12 protein-coding genes are annotated in these 16,424 nt (G+C 62.4%); 9 read left to right on the top strand and 3 right to left on the bottom strand.

Annotated elements, in window-relative coordinates; genetic code table 11:
• Window positions 1-14 precede the first annotated feature (14 nt).
• Window positions 15-413 carry a helix-turn-helix domain-containing protein gene (locus LDN82_RS22465; protein WP_224165918.1) on the top strand — a complete coding sequence of 133 codons (399 nt, stop codon included), beginning with the start codon at window positions 15-17 and terminating at the stop codon, window positions 411-413.
• A gap of 48 nt (window positions 414-461) precedes the next feature.
• Here the strand turns inward: LDN82_RS22465 and LDN82_RS22460 are convergent, their stop codons facing one another.
• The gene (locus LDN82_RS22460) at window positions 462-1,163 is read right to left on the bottom strand and encodes an ABC transporter ATP-binding protein (RefSeq protein WP_224165917.1); all 702 of its coding nucleotides are present in this window, start codon (window positions 1,161-1,163) and stop codon (window positions 462-464) included.
• Between the two features lie 30 nt (window positions 1,164-1,193).
• Window positions 1,194-2,273: an ABC transporter permease gene (locus LDN82_RS22455; protein ID WP_224165916.1), complete on the bottom strand. Its 1,080-nt coding sequence runs from the start codon at window positions 2,271-2,273 to the stop codon at window positions 1,194-1,196.
• A gap of 196 nt (window positions 2,274-2,469) precedes the next feature.
• On the opposite strand from LDN82_RS22455, the gene LDN82_RS22450 reads away from it, so the two are divergent.
• The 8 genes from LDN82_RS22450 to LDN82_RS22415 all read left to right on the top strand — a co-directional run bounded on the left by LDN82_RS22450 (window position 2,470) and on the right by LDN82_RS22415 (window position 15,724).
• Complete coding sequence (locus tag LDN82_RS22450; RefSeq protein ID WP_224165915.1) at window positions 2,470-3,747, top strand: sensor histidine kinase; 1,278 nt, start codon at window positions 2,470-2,472, stop codon at window positions 3,745-3,747.
• A complete protein-coding gene (locus tag LDN82_RS22445; protein WP_224165914.1) occupies window positions 3,744-4,400 on the top strand; it encodes a response regulator transcription factor in 657 nt (218 codons plus the stop codon). The genes LDN82_RS22450 and LDN82_RS22445 overlap by 4 nt, the downstream gene beginning before the upstream one ends.
• A gap of 191 nt (window positions 4,401-4,591) precedes the next feature.
• Window positions 4,592-8,440, top strand: coding sequence for an NPCBM/NEW2 domain-containing protein (locus LDN82_RS22440; protein WP_224165913.1), 3,849 nt, complete (start codon window positions 4,592-4,594; stop codon window positions 8,438-8,440).
• 103 nt (window positions 8,441-8,543) lie between these two features.
• Window positions 8,544-10,520, top strand: a complete 1,977-nt coding sequence (locus LDN82_RS22435; RefSeq protein WP_224165912.1) for a penicillin-binding transpeptidase domain-containing protein — start codon at window positions 8,544-8,546, stop codon at window positions 10,518-10,520.
• A gap of 13 nt (window positions 10,521-10,533) precedes the next feature.
• Window positions 10,534-11,796: an FAD-dependent oxidoreductase gene (locus LDN82_RS22430; RefSeq protein WP_224165911.1), complete on the top strand. Its 1,263-nt coding sequence runs from the start codon at window positions 10,534-10,536 to the stop codon at window positions 11,794-11,796.
• 68 nt (window positions 11,797-11,864) lie between these two features.
• Window positions 11,865-13,547 (top strand): ATP-binding cassette domain-containing protein, encoded by a 1,683-nt coding sequence (locus LDN82_RS22425; protein WP_224165910.1) that lies wholly within the window; start codon window positions 11,865-11,867, stop codon window positions 13,545-13,547.
• A gap of 219 nt (window positions 13,548-13,766) precedes the next feature.
• Entirely contained in the window at window positions 13,767-14,534 is a 768-nt protein-coding gene (locus LDN82_RS22420; protein WP_224165909.1) for a DeoR/GlpR family DNA-binding transcription regulator, read from the top strand.
• The gene (locus LDN82_RS22415; protein ID WP_224165908.1) at window positions 14,531-15,724 is read left to right on the top strand and encodes an MFS transporter; all 1,194 of its coding nucleotides are present in this window, start codon (window positions 14,531-14,533) and stop codon (window positions 15,722-15,724) included. The genes LDN82_RS22420 and LDN82_RS22415 overlap by 4 nt, the downstream gene beginning before the upstream one ends.
• Here the strand turns inward: LDN82_RS22415 and LDN82_RS22410 are convergent.
• Entirely contained in the window at window positions 15,669-16,373 is a 705-nt protein-coding gene (locus LDN82_RS22410) for a phosphatase PAP2 family protein (protein ID WP_224165907.1), read from the bottom strand. The genes LDN82_RS22415 and LDN82_RS22410 overlap by 56 nt on opposite strands.
• Between the last annotated feature and the right edge of the window lie 51 nt (window positions 16,374-16,424).

The following is a 16,424-nucleotide window of genomic DNA, read 5'->3' as shown; positions in this document are numbered from 1 at the left end:
AACTGAGTTACCTCATGGATACTAATGGCCTGCCAGGGAACATCCTGGATCCCAATTGCCCATCCCGCGTGATCTTCCAAAGAATTGGCGACAAGTGGGCGTCTTTGGTGATCCAAGTCCTCGGTGACGGGCCCGTGCGGTTCTCGGAGCTGCGCAAGATGGTCCACGTTGTCACGCCGAAGGTCCTGACGCAGACGCTGCGTGCCCTGGAACGCGATGGGCTCATTACCCGGACCGTCCACGCCCAGGTGCCGCCGCGGGTGGATTACGAACTAACGCCGATGGGTGAATCCCTCCTGCAGCCCCTCACCCTTCTACGTCAGTGGGCGGAGAGCCACGTCCCTACGATTCTCGAAGCCCGCGATACGTACGACGAGGCGCAGGACGATCTGTTGCTCGGCTCACCCAACTAAGTAGCAGTTAAGCGCGTTCTGAACGTCCAAAACGCGCTCTACTGCGACCTAGTTGGGCAGAACGGACGGGTGGATGGCGGGGCTGATTTGTCCGTCACGCATGGTGGCCACTGAGTCTGTGAGGGGCAGGAATTCGGTGTCGTGCGTGACCATCACAGTAGCGGTGGAGAACTCGTCCGTAATCCGCCGCAACAACCTGACGATCGATTCACTGCGTTCGTGATCCAAGGCTGCGGTAGGTTCGTCCACCAGCAACACGGTGGGGCGGCCCATGAGCGCCCTGGCGATGTTCACCCTCTGACGCTGCCCGCCCGATAGCTGGTGCGGCCTCTTGTTCGCCGATGCCGCCAAGCCCACGATCTCCAGTAGTTCATGCGCTTTGCCAAGGGCTCCGCGGACAGCCTTGCCGCGCAGGTGGTCCCGGATAAGCAGCTGCTCGACGGCGGTCAGGGACGGAAGAAGATTGGGCTGCTGGAAGATGATGCCCACCTTGTCGCGCCGCAGGGCTGTGCGTTCGGCATCCTTGAGCGCGGAAACGTCCTGGCCATCGATGACGACGAGTCCGGAGGTGGGCTTCACGAGCGTGGCCGCAACAGCCAACAGCGAGGATTTGCCGGAACCGGACGGACCCACCAAGGAGAGGAACTCGCCGCGCCCAACTGCAAGGTCTACAGCCTCCAGGGCCTTGAGCGTGGAATCGCCGTCGGGGTACTCCAGAGTGATGTTGATGAGGTTCAAAGCAGAGGTCACGATGTATGCCTTTCTGGGAATGTTCAAGATCTAGTTACCGCCGAGGGCAAACAGTGGGTCGACTTTGGTGACCTTGCGGACCGCGAGGACAGCGCCGCCCAGGCCCAGGACAACGACGCCGGCAACGGGCACCAAGGTGGTCAAAGGCGTGACGAGGAAAGGCGCTGCGCTGGCCGCGAAAAGTCCGCCCGCCAAGCCCAGCAAACCGCCACATGCTGCTCCGGTCAGCAGCACGATTGCGGCCTGGCCCAACGCATCACGGAGGACGTACCTGGAAGAGCCGCCGAGTGCTTTGAGGACCGCGATGTCACGAGTCCGCTGCACTGTCCACACGGTAAGGAAGGCCACGATCACCAAGGCAGAGATGCCGTAAAGAAATGCCTGCATGAGCATGAGCGAACCGTTCTCACTCTTGTACGAGGCCAGAGCCTGGAACGAGCCGACGGGATCCATGCTCACCGTGCCGGCCGCAGCGTTGGCGGCATCAACGCTGACTGAAGCACCGGCGTCGTAATTTACGGCCAGGACCGTGGCGGTGCCCTCAGGAGCGTGGGCGATCTTCCGCCAGGTATCGAGCGTCGTCCAGGCCACGCCGGTGTGCGAGTACCACTGGTCCTGCACAACTTCTGAAACAGTCAGCTCCGTCCCGCCGACGCGGACACGGCTGCCGACTTGGAGCCCCAGGTCCTTGGCCACGGTTTTGCCGATCACGACCGTCCCGTCCTGGACGGGGGCAGGAGCCGTCAAACCGCCAAAGACTGCGACATTTGCGGTCCCGTTCGGAGCACCACCGCCAGCCAAGGATTGGATGCGGGTTTGGCTGATGCCGACTGCGTGTGCTGATGAAACGCCGGGTTGCTCCCGCCAGGCCTCGAGCTGGGCATTGGAAACCTCAGACTCGGTGTAGGAGGCCTTCGGCTCCCCGCCCGCCGGTGTACCGAAGACGATCTGCTGTGCGGGCAGTGATTCAATAGCCGATGTCGACTGGTTTCCGAGTCCGGCTGTAAGCCCCGAAAGCATGACCAGCAGCAGGGTAATAAGGGCCACAACACTTCCCATGAGCGCGAAGCGGCCCCTGGCGAAGCGGATGTCGCGGATGGCTAGAAACATCAGAATCCTTTGCTTGGATGCGGGCTTGGTCCCGGCTGAATCCACTCTTCCGTCCAATGGATCCGGGCACATCGGGAACCTGATGGATTCGCCCACTTCAAGGGGTTGAACCGGCCATCATCCGATTGGTTGATTCCTGCCTCGGGACGCGGAATTTCGAGGGAGTGGAGTGACGGGCGGGGATAGGCTGGGACGCATGCAGGAGACTCCTACCGGCACCGCCACCATCCTCCGTGTGCTGCGGATAAGTCTCCATGTTGGCTTCGCCGTGCTGCTGCTGGTGGCAGTGGTGCGGCTCCTGGCAGGCACTGCGGGCAGTCCGTCGCCGTTGGCGGTCATTGCTGGACTGGCACTGTCAGCCGCCTTGGCCCTGGTGTACCTCGCGGGAACCGTCCTCGAGAAACGCCACGCGGGCAATGCCACCCGGTTCGATCCCACACCTTACTCAGGCTGGTGGCTTGGTGCCGTGATGGTCCTGTGGCTGTTGCTTCTGCTGGTCAGCGGCGATTTCACATGGGTTGCCTTCCCACTCTTCTTCCTCCAATTGCACATACTCCCCCGACGCCTCGCCTTGCCGGCAATCGTGGTGAGCACGGCTCTGCTGATTGGTGCCCTCTGGTTTCACAGCCGGGGCCCGGCCGACGGCGGTCTGCAGCTCGCGATGGTCCTGGGACCCATGTTCGGGGCTGGTTTTGCTGTGGTCACGGGACTGGCATACCGTGCCCTGTTCCTGGAGGCCGAGCACCAACGTATTGTTGCTGACGATCTCCGACGAACACGGGCAGAATTGGCCAAGACCCAGCACGACGCCGGGGTCCTGACAGAGCGCGAACGGCTGGCCCGGGAAATTCACGACACCTTGGCGCAGGGATTCTCCAGCATCATCCTGATGGGCAGGTCTGCGGGGAAAGCGTTGGACGAGGGGGACCTGAAGACCGCGAATGAACGGTTGAGGATCGTACAGGAGACCGCATCGGCCAACCTTGCCGAGGCCCGGAGTTTTGTCCGTGATCTTCGGCCGCCCGCTTTGGAAGAGTCTGGTCTGGTGGATACCTTGCGGAGGCTTTGCGAAAAGACCGAGACCGAAGCAGCCGCCCGGGGAACCGCACTGCGCTGCCGTTTCGAGCTCGTGGGCACGCCCTTGGACCTGCCCAATGCTTACCAGACCACCCTGCTCCGGGCCGCCCAGGCTTCCCTTGCAAACGTATGGGCGCACGCCCGCGCAAGTGCCGTCGTCGTGACTTTGTCCTTCCTCGGCTCGGAGGTAACCCTGGATGTTTTCGACGACGGCATCGGTTTTGAACCGTCGACGGCGGCCGGTACAGCGCGCGGCGACGGCACCGGCATCGGGCTTCAAAGCCTTCGCGAACGCCTGGCTGCGCTGGATGGCAGCCTGGATATCGAATCGGCGCCTGGCGAGGGAACAGTGGTTGCCCTTCGGGTGCCGCTGCCTGCCCGGGAGGGCGGGGCATGAGTGACATCCGCATCCTCCTGGTGGACGACCATCCTGTTGTGCGGGCCGGACTCCGGGCGATGCTCGCCGATTTTCCTGGTGTCAGCGTGGTGGCCGAGGCCGCGGACGGTGACGCGGCGCTGGCCGAACTGGGCAGGTTGAACACCCTGGGTGAGCCTGTGGACCTGGTGCTGATGGACCTGCAAATGGGTACCGGTATGGACGGCGTGACGGCCACAGGCAAGATCAAAGCAGGGCTGGCCGGGACTCCCCCGCCGCCCGTCCTTATCCTCACCACCTACGACACGGACGCTGACATCCTCGCCGCTGTTGAGGCCGGCGCCAGTGGCTACATGCTGAAGGACGCCCCGCCTGAACAGATCCAGCAGGCTGTGTTATCCGCGGCCGCCGGTCAAACCGCGCTGGCACCGGAAGTGGCGGCCCGGCTCATGGGCAGGATCCGGAATCCGTCACCTGCATTGAGCCCGAGGGAAGTCCAGTTGCTGGAACTCCTGGCCACCGGAATGGGCAACCGCGCCATGGCGAAGCAGTTGTTCATTTCCGAGGCAACAGTGAAGACGCACCTGGTGCATATCTACTCCAAGCTGGGCGTTGATAACCGAACGGCGGCGATAGCGGTGGCGGCGCAACGCAGGATCATTCGCGGCCACTGACGGCCACTGACGGCCAGGCGGCCTGAGGGACACTAGACGTCCCAATGAGGCCCCGACAAAGCAAGTGCCGTCCCCAGTGGCGAAGAAATTCTTTGTTAAACGATTGACCTTTTGCCTTTTTGAAGTGACGATTAGTGCACGTTTCGCCATGAGTTAGATCACAAAAAGTCACTCGTCGAAAGTTGGCCCCCATGTCCGCACCCCTCAAGGGCTTATCCAGTGCTGCGCCCAACAGCCCTGGATGCGTCCGCAATTCTTTCCTCAAGAAAGCAGCGTCCCTCGGATTGGCGTCGCTTCTGCTTGCTGGCGGCATCCCCGCCCTGACCTTCGCAACGGCAGTAAATGCCGCTCCGGGCGACCCCGCCGCCATCAAGGCAGTCACCCCGGAAGTACCTGTCGATGCAGCGGGAGTACCCCTCGGAGCGGTAACCGGATTCACCCAGTCCGGAAACGTCGTCGACCTCTCAACCGAGCGAGGCGCCATCCGCGTCACGTTCCTGGACGACGGCAACTTCCGCCTCGAAGCCGATCCCAGCGGCAAGTTCACCGACCCCGCCAACACCGATCAAGGGGACCCGGCACGGACTGCCAACATCGTGGTGGGGAAGGACAAGTTCCCCGGCAGCGCACCAACAGTCACGGACGGTGACTGGCTGGTCCTGAAGACTGCCAAGATCAGTGTCGAGATCAACAAGGCCACCACCCAACTCCGGCTGCTGAGGGCCGATGGAGCCCTGGTCTTCGAAGAGTCCGCCCCCATCACCTTTGGTGCGAACTCGGCAACACAGCACCTGGCTCCGCAGGACGGCGAGCAGTTCATCGGCGGCGGCATGCAAAACGGCCGCTCCGTCCACACCGGCGCGCTGATCAACATCGCCCGGAATTTCGACTGGGACGACGACGGCTATCCCAATGCGGTTCCGTACTATATGTCTTCCAAGGGATATGGCGTCCTGCGGGACACGTTCGCCCGCGGCTCCTACAATTTTGGTGGCCAACCCACCACCACCCATGAGGAAAAGCGCTTCGACGCCTACTACTTCGTGGGCGACTACAAGCAGTCCCTGAACGCTTACACCACGTTGACCGGCAAGCCGATGATGCCGCCGGTCTACGCCTTGGAATACGGCGACGCCGATTGCTACAACCGCTCCAACCCCGGCTATTCGTCGTCTGGATTCGGCGATCCCGACGGCGCCAAGCAGCGCACGCCCGACGCCATCAAAACGGCACGGAAGTTCGTTGAGAACGACATGCCCGCGGGCTGGATGCTGGTCAATGACGGCTACGGTTGCGAGTATCAGCAACTTCCCGAAACCGTGAGCAACATCGAGGACGAAACAGACCTCAAAGTGGGTCTCTGGACGCAGCGTTCCCTCACCAACCAAGAGTACGAAGTAGGCGAGGCCGGCGTCCGCCTTCGTAAGCTCGACGTCGCTTGGGTGGGCCAGGGCTACCGTCAGGCACTTACCGGCTGCGAAGCTGCGCATGGAGGGATCGAGCAGTACTCGAACGCCCGCGGCACGTCCTTGATGGTTGAAGGTTGGGCCGGCTCGCAGCGTTGCGGCATGCAGTGGACGGGTGACCATTCAGGAAACCTCGACGCCGTTCGCTGGCAGGTCCCGGCCCTCACCGGTGCCGGGAACTCGGGTCTGACGTTCACCACCGGCGACGTGGATGGCATCTTCGGCGGATCCCCGGAGTCTTACGTCCGGGACCTTCAGTGGAAGGCCTTCGCCCCGGCGCTCTACTCGATGTCCGGCTGGGCAGCGACGGACAAGCGTCCATGGCTTTACGGCGACAAGGCCACTGCCATCAACCGTCAATACCTTCAGCTTCGGCAGCAGCTCATGCCCTTCATCTACTCACTCGCGCACAACGCTTCTGACACAGGCGTCTCAATGATGCGTTCCATGGCCCTCGAATTCCCTGACCAACAGTGGTCTTACGGCGCCGAGGCGAATAACCAATTCATGCTCGGATCCGACTTCCTGGTGGCCCCGGTCTTTACCCAGACCGACGTCCGCAACGGCATCTTCCTTCCTGCCGGCGAGCAGTGGGTGGACTACTGGACAGGCAAGCTATACCAGGGTGGCCAGATCCTCAACGGCTACAACGCACCACTGGACAAGCTGCCGGTATTCGTCCGTGCAGGTGCGGTGATCCCACAAGGCATCGTGGCCCGCAACGCGTCCTTGGTTCCCGAAGATTCCATGATTACTTTGGATATCTACGCCAAGGGGCAAAACACTTTCACCCTGTACGAAGATGACAAAGTTACGCGGGAATTCAAGGACGGAAAGTCTTCCACCCAGCTCCTCGCCGTGGAGGCACCCGGCACGGGCAACGGCAGCGTCAAGGTAACTATCGGTGAGCGAAAGGGCGAGTACACGGGCAAAGCTGCCGCCCGCCCCTACCAGCTCAGGGTCCATGCAGGTGCGGCGCCCAAAGACGTCAAAATTGGAGGCACCACACTGGCCCGGCACGGCACCAGGGACGCCTACGATGCCGCTGCCGCCGGCTGGTTCTTCGATGAGGCCAACAACGGTACCGTCCTCGTGAAGACAGGTGTGATCGCCTCCAGCCAGTCAGCCACCATCCAGCTTCAGCAGGCCGGACCCCTGGGCGGCAAGAGCCAGGAAGATACGGCAGCCGAGGTGCGCGTAAGCACTGGCCAGCAAGTATTCCAGGACCAGGAAACCACCGTCACTGCAGCTTTCGTAAACACCGGGATCAAGGCCAAGACAAACGTTGTGCTGACGCCGGTGCTGCCCGACGGGTGGACCGTCATCTCTTCTTCGGGGGCAACTGCCGCGAAGGTTGAGGGCGGCGCGACAGCCACAGCGACATTCGTCATCAAGCCCGGCCCCACCGCGAAGGCGGGTCAGCAGACCGTGCGGGTCTCGGCGTCGTACGCTGCTTCTGACTCAAGCGAGCAGTCGGTGACTGGGGGCAACCAGATCTACGTCGCCTATGGCTCCTTGGCAGCTGCATATAACACCGTCTCCGTGACCACAGTGGCGGGGAAGGCGCTCGGAAACTTCGACGGCGGAGGGGCCACCTTCGCTGCCGAGCAGCTGGCTGCCGCTCCCATCCCGGCAGGCGGCGTACGGCCGGGCAGCACTGTGACAGTGGAAGCGGGCACGCCCAAGCAGGTGGACTACACGTGGCCAGCGGTGGGCCCCGATGTCCCCAACTCGGTTGCACTGTCCGGACAGACCATTGCGGTCAAGGGCAAGGGAACACACCTGGCTGTTCTCGGATCAGCGGCTGTTGGCAATGGAACAAGCCCTGAATTGACCCTGACATATGCCGATGGAAGCATGGAAAGGCAGTCGATCTTCTTTCCCAACTGGTTGCAGCCCTCGGTCCTGAATGGCGCCGTGGTTGCGGTGTCCGAACAAGGCCGCAACAACGCCAACGGACCGTCCCCGGAATACACGCAATACAAGTACCAGGCGTTCTCCAACACGGTCCGGCTCAACCCCACGAAGGAACTTGCCTCCGTCACGCTGCCCACAGACACGCGGGTGAAGTTCTTTGACTGGAAGGTTACTTCGCAGCCGCTGCCCGACGTGCCGCACGGATCGGTGTACGCGTCTGAAACTCCGTGGATCCAGGCCATCAACGGCTACGGCGTGATCGGCAAGAATGTGGCAAACAAGGATTCGGCGTCGTCACCGGACAAACCGCTCACCATCAACTACACCGATCCTGCAACAGGCCAGCAGCCTTCCTTCGCAAAGGGTCTGGGCGTTCACGCGGCCTCCAGGATCACGTATTACCTGGGCGGAAAATGCACGTCGTTCACCTCGCAAGTGGGCCTGGAAAGCGGCTTCGGTGGCAACATCATCTTCAAGGTCAATACCGACGGCGTGAACAAGTACCAGTCGCGAACGTACACGCCCGGGTTCGCTCCGGAAGCCGTTTCCGTAGACCTGACGGGTGCGGCATACGTGGAACTCGTGGTGGACCCCTCCGGATCCATCAACGGCGCGCACGGTGTCTGGGGTGATGCCAGGTTCACGTGTGCCCCGTAATCTGACTCTCCAGAGCCCGCCCCGCCCAGCTCCTTTGGGTGGGGCGGGTCCGGGTTGTGGTCGCGGAGAGAAACTGTCGGGGGAACGGGGCATAATGTCGCAAATGGGGAAAATGAGAACACGGAATCTTGTCTTTGGCTTGGTAGCGCTGGTGATGGTTGGTTCGCTGACGGCCTGCGATGACGGCCGCGCCGGTGCGGAAAGTGCAGCGAAGCAGCTCGCCTCCTCTCTGGCCGCGCTCGACGTCGGTTCACTCGCCGTAGAGGGCAAGGACGCTTCCGCGGCCAACGATCAACTCAAAGCGGTGTTTGAGGGACTCGATGCCAAGCCATCGGTTCAGTCAGGTGACGTGAAGCTCGACGGCGAGACCGCCACCTTCCCTTTGAACTACAGCTGGAACATTGGCTCAGCAAAATGGGAGTACAGCTCCGAGGCCACGTTGAAAAAGTCCGGCGATAAATGGGCTGTCCAATGGAATCCCCAGCTCCTTGCCCCGGAACTTTCGGACGGCGAGACGCTCTCCGTCAAGACGGTTCCTGCCCAGCGCGGACAGATCCTCGGCGCAGGGGATGCCCCCATTGTCCAAGACCGTCCGGTTTTCCGCGTTGGTATCGACAAAACCAAGCTTGCCGCTGATCAGGCGGATTCCGCCGCGCGGGCAATGGCTGCTTTGCTCGGCCTTGACGTTGAAGAGTATGCCAAGCAGGTGGGAGCCTCGGGTCCACAGGCTTTCGTGGAGGGCATCGTCCTCCGCGCTTACACCCCCGAAATTACCGAAGCAAAGATCACTGCCATTCCGGGCGGCGTGAGCATCCTGGACTCCATGGCGTTGGCACCAACACGCACCTTCGCCAGGGCACTCCTGGGAAGTGTGGGCCAGGCCAGTGCAGAGCAGATCGAAAAGTCCAACGGCGCCTTGCGGGCCGGGGACACCACAGGAACCGGTGGCCTTCAACAGAAATACGATTCTCTGCTCCGCGGGAAGGACGGCGTGGAGGTGGTCGCCAAGCAGGAAGCGAAGTCGGAAGGCGAGACCCCTGCAAGCAAAGTATTCTTCTCGTCCCTCCCTGTGCCCGGAACAACCCTCAAGACCACGCTTGACCTGAAGCTGCAGCAACTGGCCGAAGAGACGCTTGCCGGGGTGGGACCGGCGTCCGCCATCGTGGCGCTTAAGCCTTCTACCGGAGCTGTTCTGGCGGCCGCGTCCGGTCCGGGCAGCAACGGCTACAACACGGCGATGCTTGGCCAATACGCTCCGGGGTCCACGTTCAAGATCGTCGATTCCCTGGCGCTGTTCCGCGACGGCGCGACGCCTGATTCCAAGGTCGAATGCACCCCGACGCTGACAGTAGACGGCAGAACCTTCAAGAACTCCGAGGGCTACCCGGAAAGCTCCTTGGGTTCCGTAACGCTGCGGGACGCTTTTGCCCATTCCTGCAACACCGCTTTCATCAATGCCCGTGACACGGTCAGCCAGGACCAGCTCGAGTCTGCCGCCATGGCATTGGGCGTGGCCGTGGAAGCGCCCAAGCTGGGCGCCGACGCCTTCCTCGGTTCAGTCCCCGGCGCCGCAGAGGGAACCGAGCACGCGGCATCCATGATCGGCCAGGGGAAGGTGCTCTTCTCCCCACTGTCTGCGGCGATCATGGCAGCCTCCGTTGGCAACGGCGCTCCGGTGTCCCCTCAACTCGTGCTGAACCCTGAAACCGGGAACTCCAGCGCGGCAGCTACGCCCACGGAAAGTGGCAGCGCGCCGGCGTCGTCCGCTTCCGTTAGCGCAGCGCCCGCGTCACCGCCCTCAAGCAAGCCGATCACCAAGGAAGAAGCGGCCGCGCTATCCGACATGATGCGGGCGGTGGTTACCTCCGGGCATGCTGGATTCCTCGCCCAGGTGCCGGGAGCGCCCGTCGGGGCAAAAACGGGTACTGCTGAGTTCGGCAATGAGGACCCGCCCAAGACCCACGCGTGGATCGTTGCCGTTCACGGAGACCTGGCGGTTGCTGTGTTCGTGGAAGACGGCGGCCTGGGGGCAACCACCAGCGGACCGTTGTTGAAGTCGTTCCTCACCGCCGCCGGTTAAATCGGGAGAAGCTATGGAAAGCAGCACGCAGTGCGTTGTGGTTGGCGGAGGTCCGGCCGGGATTGTGCTGGGCTTGCTCCTTGCCCGGGCCGGAGTTGAAGTCACTGTGTTGGAGAAGCACGCCGACTTCCTGCGGGACTTCCGTGGCGATACTGTGCACGCCTCCACCATTCGCCTCCTCGACGAATTGGGGTTGGGCGAAGGGTTCCGGCAGCTACCGCAGAGCAAGCTGGGTAACTTCCAGCTGCCTGCAGGGACCGGGGATTCCGTGATCCTCGCTGATTTCGGGCTCCTCAAGGAGCCGTACAACTATGTGGCAATGGTGCCGCAATGGGACTTGCTGAACTTTCTGGTGGAGGCAGCCAAGCAGGAACCCACGTTCACGTTGCGGATGAACACTGAGGTCACAGAGCTGCTCCGCGACGGGTCCGGCGCAGTATCGGGTGTGGCGTACAGAACCCGGGACCCCCTCACCGGCGAAAACCTGGGGACGGGCGAACTGAAGGCTGCATTGACGGTGGCGTGCGACGGCCGTAGTTCGGTGCTTCGTGCACGGGCGGGTTTGGTCCCACGCGAATTTCCGGTGCCGTTCGACACGTGGTGGTTCCGGCTTCCGAGGAACGCCGATGAAAGGGATCCCGTGGCGTCGATTGCCCCGAGTTTCGGGACTTCGGACGTTCTGCTGAGTTTGACCCGCAAGGACTTTTATCAGATCGCCTACCTCGCGGCCAAGGGACTGGATCCGAAGTTGCGGGCAGAAGGCGTAGAAGCGTTTCGTGCACGCGTCGCAAGGTTGCGGCCAGACCTATCAGACCGTGTGGACAACATCCGCTCCGTGGATGATCTCCACCTGTTGGACGTGAAGCTCAACCGCTTGTCCGAGTGGCACAAGCCGGGCCTGCTGCTTATTGGCGATGCTGCCCATGCGATGTCCCCCGCCGGTGGGGTGGGGATCAACCTGGCCGTGCAGGACGCCGTCGCAGCGGCCCGGATCATTGCTTCGCCGCTGCTGAGTAAAACGCTGGACGACCACCACCTCGCCGCCGTTCAGAAGCGGCGCTGGCCTCCAACCGTGATTGTGCAGACGTTTCAGCGGGTGCTGCATCGCGTTATCTTCGCACAGGTCATGGCGGGCAAGCAGCCAAAGCCACCCAAGCTGTTGCTCATTGTGCTCCGTAATTTTCCCAGCTTCCGGAAGTTGCCCGCACGGATGATTGCCTTCGGCCCACGACCCGAACATGCACCGCAGTTTGCCCGGCGGAAGCCTGACGCTTAGCTCGTTCGGGGCACCCAGGCCAAGTTCCGCCGTCGGGCCTTAATACCTGGGCATGGGAAGATTGGGCGGTGGCCCATATTGACGTTTCCGGCATCGACTACTTCCTCTCCGACGGCACCCAGCTGCTCAACGGCGTGACCTTCAAGGTGCCTGATGGCACTAAGACGGCGTTGATTGGGCCCAACGGAACCGGCAAAACGACGCTGTTCAAGATCATTTCCGGCGACCTCACACCCGACGAAGGCGTCGTAGGCAAGTCCGGGAACATGGGCATCATGCGGCAGTTCGTGGGCCAGGTCCGGGATGAATCAACCGTCCGGGACCTGCTGGTCTCCACGGCCCAAGCCGGGCTGGCGGCAGCTGCCAAAGCGGTTGAAGAGGCCGAACTCGCCATGATGGAGCACGACGACGAACCCACCCAGATGAAGTACGCCCAGGCGATCGTGGATTGGGGAGACGCCGGCGGTTACGACGTCGAGACCGTCTGGGACGAGGTCTGCATGGCGGCTTTGGGAATTTCCTTCGACAAAGCACAGTTCCGACGTGCCTCCACGTTGTCCGGTGGCGAGCAGAAACGCCTCGTGCTGGAAGCCCTGTTCGCGGGCCCGGATGAACTCCTGCTCCTGGACGAACCGGATAACTACCTTGACGTCCCCGGCAAGCGCTGGCTGGAGTCAAAGCTCAACGAATCCAAGAAGACCGTGCTGTTCATTAGCCACGACCGCGAGCTGCTCAACAACGCCGCCGGACGAATAGTGACGCTTGAACCAGGCATAAACGGCGCCGGAGCCTGGATCCACGGTGGCGGTTTCGGCTCCTACGTGGAGGCGCGTGCCGACAGGAACGCCCGGTTCGAGGAACTCCGCAAACGCTGGGACGAGGAGCATGTGAAGCTCAAGGAACTCGTCAACATGTACAAGAACAAGGCTGCGTTCCGGTCCGACATGGCCAACAGGTACCAGGCGGCACAGACGCGTCTTGCCAAGTTCCTGGAAGCTGGGCCGCCCGAGGCGCTGCCAATCGAGCAGAACGTCAAGATGCGCCTCAAGGGCGGGCGAACAGCCAAACGCGCCGTCGTGGCGGAGAAGCTTGAACTAGCTGGGCTCATGAAGCCGTTCTCCACGGAAATCTGGTTCGGCGACCGTGTGGGCGTACTCGGTTCCAACGGTTCCGGAAAGAGCCACTTCCTGCGCTTGCTCGCCACCGGAGGCACCGACCCTGAGCGGGAGCATTTGCCGGTGTCGGACGTTGTCATTGCTGAAGTGCCGCACGAAGGAACAGTGAAGTTGGGCGCCCGTATCCGCCCGGGATTCTTCGCACAGACGCACGTTCGCCCGGATCTGCTGGGCCGGACCTTGTTGGAGATCCTGCACCGTGGCGATGAACACCGATCGGGCCTGCCCCGCGAAGCTGCCGCAGGTGCCCTGGACTCCTACGGTTTGGCCGGCCAATCAGAGCAAAAGTACGAGTCCCTGTCCGGTGGCCAGCAGGCGCGGTTCCAGATCCTCCTGCTGCAGCTGTCCGGAGCAACCCTCTTGCTCCTGGACGAGCCTACCGACAACCTGGATCTGCACTCCGGCGAGGCCCTGGAGAGAGCAATCGATGCTTTCGAGGGAACGGTCCTTGCTGTCACCCATGACCGCTGGTTCGCCAAGTCTTTCGACCGCTTCCTGATCTTCGGCTCCGACGGCAAGGTCTACGAGTCCGAGGAACCCGTCTGGGATGAGAAACGCGTGGAGCGCGCCCGCTAGTCCGCACGTTCTCTCACATCATTGCCCTTTTCGCCCGATGCTCTCTCAGTTGATGAGAGAGCATCGTGGTTTAAGGGGGGGATGTGAGAGGGCATCGGGGGTTAAGGGGGTGGGATGTGAGAGAGCATCGTGGGTTTAAGGGTGGGATGTGAGAGAGCATCGGTGATCAAATGATCACATTTTATGATTAAATGAGCGTCGGCCTGATACCGTTGAACTATGGGAACTCCTGACCGCCATCGGCTCATTGGCGAGCTGCTGCGCAAACGCGAAGAAGTATCAGTGGACGAATTGGTAGCAGCCACTGGAGCCTCGGGCGCCACGATCCGCCGCGACCTGGAAATTCTTGCGGCCAACGGAGTACTGAAGCGGGTGCACGGCGGCGCCCGCAGTTTGGTAGCGCGTGGTGACAACCCGGGCTATGGGCAGCGCGAACTGGAAGACCACGAGGCGAAGCTCAAGATCGCAGCAGCTGTTGACGCTCTGCTGAAGGACCGCGAGCACGTGTGGTTGGACAGCGGATCCACTGCCACGGAAATTGCTCGGCGGCTGAGCCAGCGTGAACTCACGGTGATGCCGATGTCCCTGCACGGCGTCGAGGCACTGACCCACGCAAAGGAGGGCCGCCGGCCGCAGCTCATTCTCCCCGGCGGAAGCCTCATTCCGGGCGAACAGTCTTTTCGCGGACCCATGACCGAGGCGAACATACGCTCGTTGCGATTCGACACCGCGGTGGTCACGCCGTGCGCCCTCAACCTCAAGGACGGACTGCTGGCCCATGACCTTGACGACGCCGCGGTGAAGCGCGCCGGCCTGGAATCGGCGTCGCGGGTCATCGTTGCATCCTCCGGCAGTAAGTGGAATGCCAGCGCGGTCGCCCTGGTTGCCGCGATAGAGGCCGTGGACGTCATCGTGACGGACCTGAAGCCATCCTCCGAAGATCTTGCCCGGCTCGACAAACTCTCTGTGGAAGTTGTGATTGCATGACCACCAGCACCAGAAGCACCACCAACGTCAACGCTGCGGCGGTGGCGACGTTCCTGATCTTCGCCATGAACGGCCTGGTGTTTGCAAGCTGGGCGGCACGTATCCCCGCCGTCACCGAAGCTCTCAGCCTGACGTCCGGCCAGATGGGCACCCTGCTGCTCTGCACCGCCGTCGGGTCCTTGATGGCTTTGCCGTCAGCAGGGTGGGTGGTGGGCCGAATCGGTACAGCCGGCACGGTTCGCCTCGCCGGGATCGTGGCGGGTGCCGCAGGTGCTGCGATTGCCTTCTCCCTCATGGCTGCATCGGTTCCGGCCACGGCCATCGCCCTCTTCTTCTTCGGTATTGGCATTGGGCTGTGGGACGTAGCCCAGAACATCGAGGGTGCCGACGTCGAACACCGGCTCAAGCGGACCATCATGCCGCAGTTTCACGCAGCGTTCAGCGGCGGGGCGTTTGTGGGCGCTTTGATCGGTGCGGGGCTCTCGCACCTTGGTGTTGGCCTCCCTGAGCACCTGCTTGTGATCGCCGGACTTGCTGTCCTCCTCGCACTAACCGTGCCGCGCTACTTCCTGCCGCACGAAGCGTCAGTGGCTGAAACGCTCGACGACGGTGCGCCGGCTCCCAAGGGACCCACGGCTTGGCGGGACGGCCGGACGCTGCTCATCGGTGTGGTGGTTTTGGGTGCGACCCTTACGGAAGGGGCCGGCAATGACTGGATTGCCAAGGCGGCCGTTGATGGACTCGGTACCTCCGAAGCGACCGGCGCCCTGCTCTTTGCGCTCTTCGTTGCTGCCATGACCGGGATGCGGTTCCTCGGCGGCAAGGTCATCGACAGGTTCGGCCGCGTGGCTGTACTCCGTGCCAGTATGGCAGCGGCCGCGCTGGGCTTGGCGTTGTTCGTCTTCGCCGGCAACGTGGTGCTGGCCGGCCTTGGTGCGGCACTTTGGGGCGTTGGTGCGGCGTTGGCCTTCCCCATGGGCATGTCCGCTGCGGCCGACGATCCCAAGCACGCAGCGGCACGCGTTTCCGTGGTCTCAACCATTGGCTACGTGGCTTTCTTGGCCGGCCCGCCGCTTCTGGGTTACCTCGGTGACCAAACCGGAATCCACATGGCACTGCTGGCGATCGGATTGCCTATTCTTGTTGCCCTGCTTCTTGCTGGCGTTGCACGGCCCTTGCGCGCCAAATAGCCGCCCGGCCAGCGGTTTCATTCTCCTGAATGCATATGTTGCAGAACGGCCACCACAACAGCAGGACGACACCGGCTGCTAGGCACGCACCGCCGAGGACATCACTTAACCAGTGAGCGGACAGGTAGGTTCGGCTGACCATCATCGCGAGTATGCCAAGAACTGCCACCACTTTCGCCCACTGCCGGCCGATGAGCAACGCCATCACGACGAGGAAGGCGGTGGTCGCGGAAACATGCCCCGAAGGGTATGAGCCTGTATCAGAGAGGACCCTGGCGCCTTGAGGCCGATCACGCCCAACAAGTGCCTTGGCCAGTTGAGTGAGGCCCAGGGCAGCAAGGCCGGCGAGTGCACAGAAGGCAGCAGCCCTGGGACGTCGCCAGAGGAGTAGCGCGGCCGCCAAAACACCATGCAGCACCAGCATGCCCACATACCCGCCCCAGTTGAGCGCCACGTTTACCGCGTCCCAGAACGGGGCGTGCAGGGTGAAGGAATAGGCCTGCCATGTTGTATCAATTCTATTGAAGGCGGGCTCCCCTTGACCGGCCACAATCATGCCTCCCGGTACCGCGAACGCGCACAGCAAAAGCAGGGCAGGCGTGACAATCTGCCAGCTGGGCCGCTGGCGTGGACGCAGGACGCGAATCATTCACTCATCGTAGTCACGGCCGTTGGGCAAGGTTGCTGGAGTTCTGGAATG

Origin of the sequence: Arthrobacter sp. StoSoilA2, from assembly GCF_019977195.1 — a bacterium.
Taxonomy (GTDB): domain Bacteria; phylum Actinomycetota; class Actinomycetes; order Actinomycetales; family Micrococcaceae; genus Arthrobacter.
Note: the sequence above shows the minus strand (reverse complement) of the source record. Positions and strands in the feature narration are given on the sequence as shown.

What these genes read in the sequence shown, in the direction of transcription:
- LDN82_RS22455 (WP_224165916.1), bottom strand. Translation starts at nt 2,273, where the DNA reads ATGTTTCTAGCCATCCGCGACATCCGCTTCGCCAGGGGCCGCTTCGCG.
- LDN82_RS22420 (WP_224165909.1), top strand. Translation starts at nt 13,767, where the DNA reads ATGGGAACTCCTGACCGCCATCGGCTCATTGGCGAGCTGCTGCGCAAA.
- LDN82_RS22410 (WP_224165907.1), bottom strand. Translation starts at nt 16,373, where the DNA reads ATGATTCGCGTCCTGCGTCCACGCCAGCGGCCCAGCTGGCAGATTGTC.
- LDN82_RS22465 (WP_224165918.1), top strand. Translation starts at nt 15, where the DNA reads ATGGATACTAATGGCCTGCCAGGGAACATCCTGGATCCCAATTGCCCA.
- LDN82_RS22435 (WP_224165912.1), top strand. Translation starts at nt 8,544, where the DNA reads ATGGGGAAAATGAGAACACGGAATCTTGTCTTTGGCTTGGTAGCGCTG.
- LDN82_RS22450 (WP_224165915.1), top strand. Translation starts at nt 2,470, where the DNA reads ATGCAGGAGACTCCTACCGGCACCGCCACCATCCTCCGTGTGCTGCGG.
- LDN82_RS22430 (WP_224165911.1), top strand. Translation starts at nt 10,534, where the DNA reads ATGGAAAGCAGCACGCAGTGCGTTGTGGTTGGCGGAGGTCCGGCCGGG.
- LDN82_RS22445 (WP_224165914.1), top strand. Translation starts at nt 3,744, where the DNA reads ATGAGTGACATCCGCATCCTCCTGGTGGACGACCATCCTGTTGTGCGG.
- LDN82_RS22415 (WP_224165908.1), top strand. Translation starts at nt 14,531, where the DNA reads ATGACCACCAGCACCAGAAGCACCACCAACGTCAACGCTGCGGCGGTG.
- LDN82_RS22440 (WP_224165913.1), top strand. Translation starts at nt 4,592, where the DNA reads ATGTCCGCACCCCTCAAGGGCTTATCCAGTGCTGCGCCCAACAGCCCT.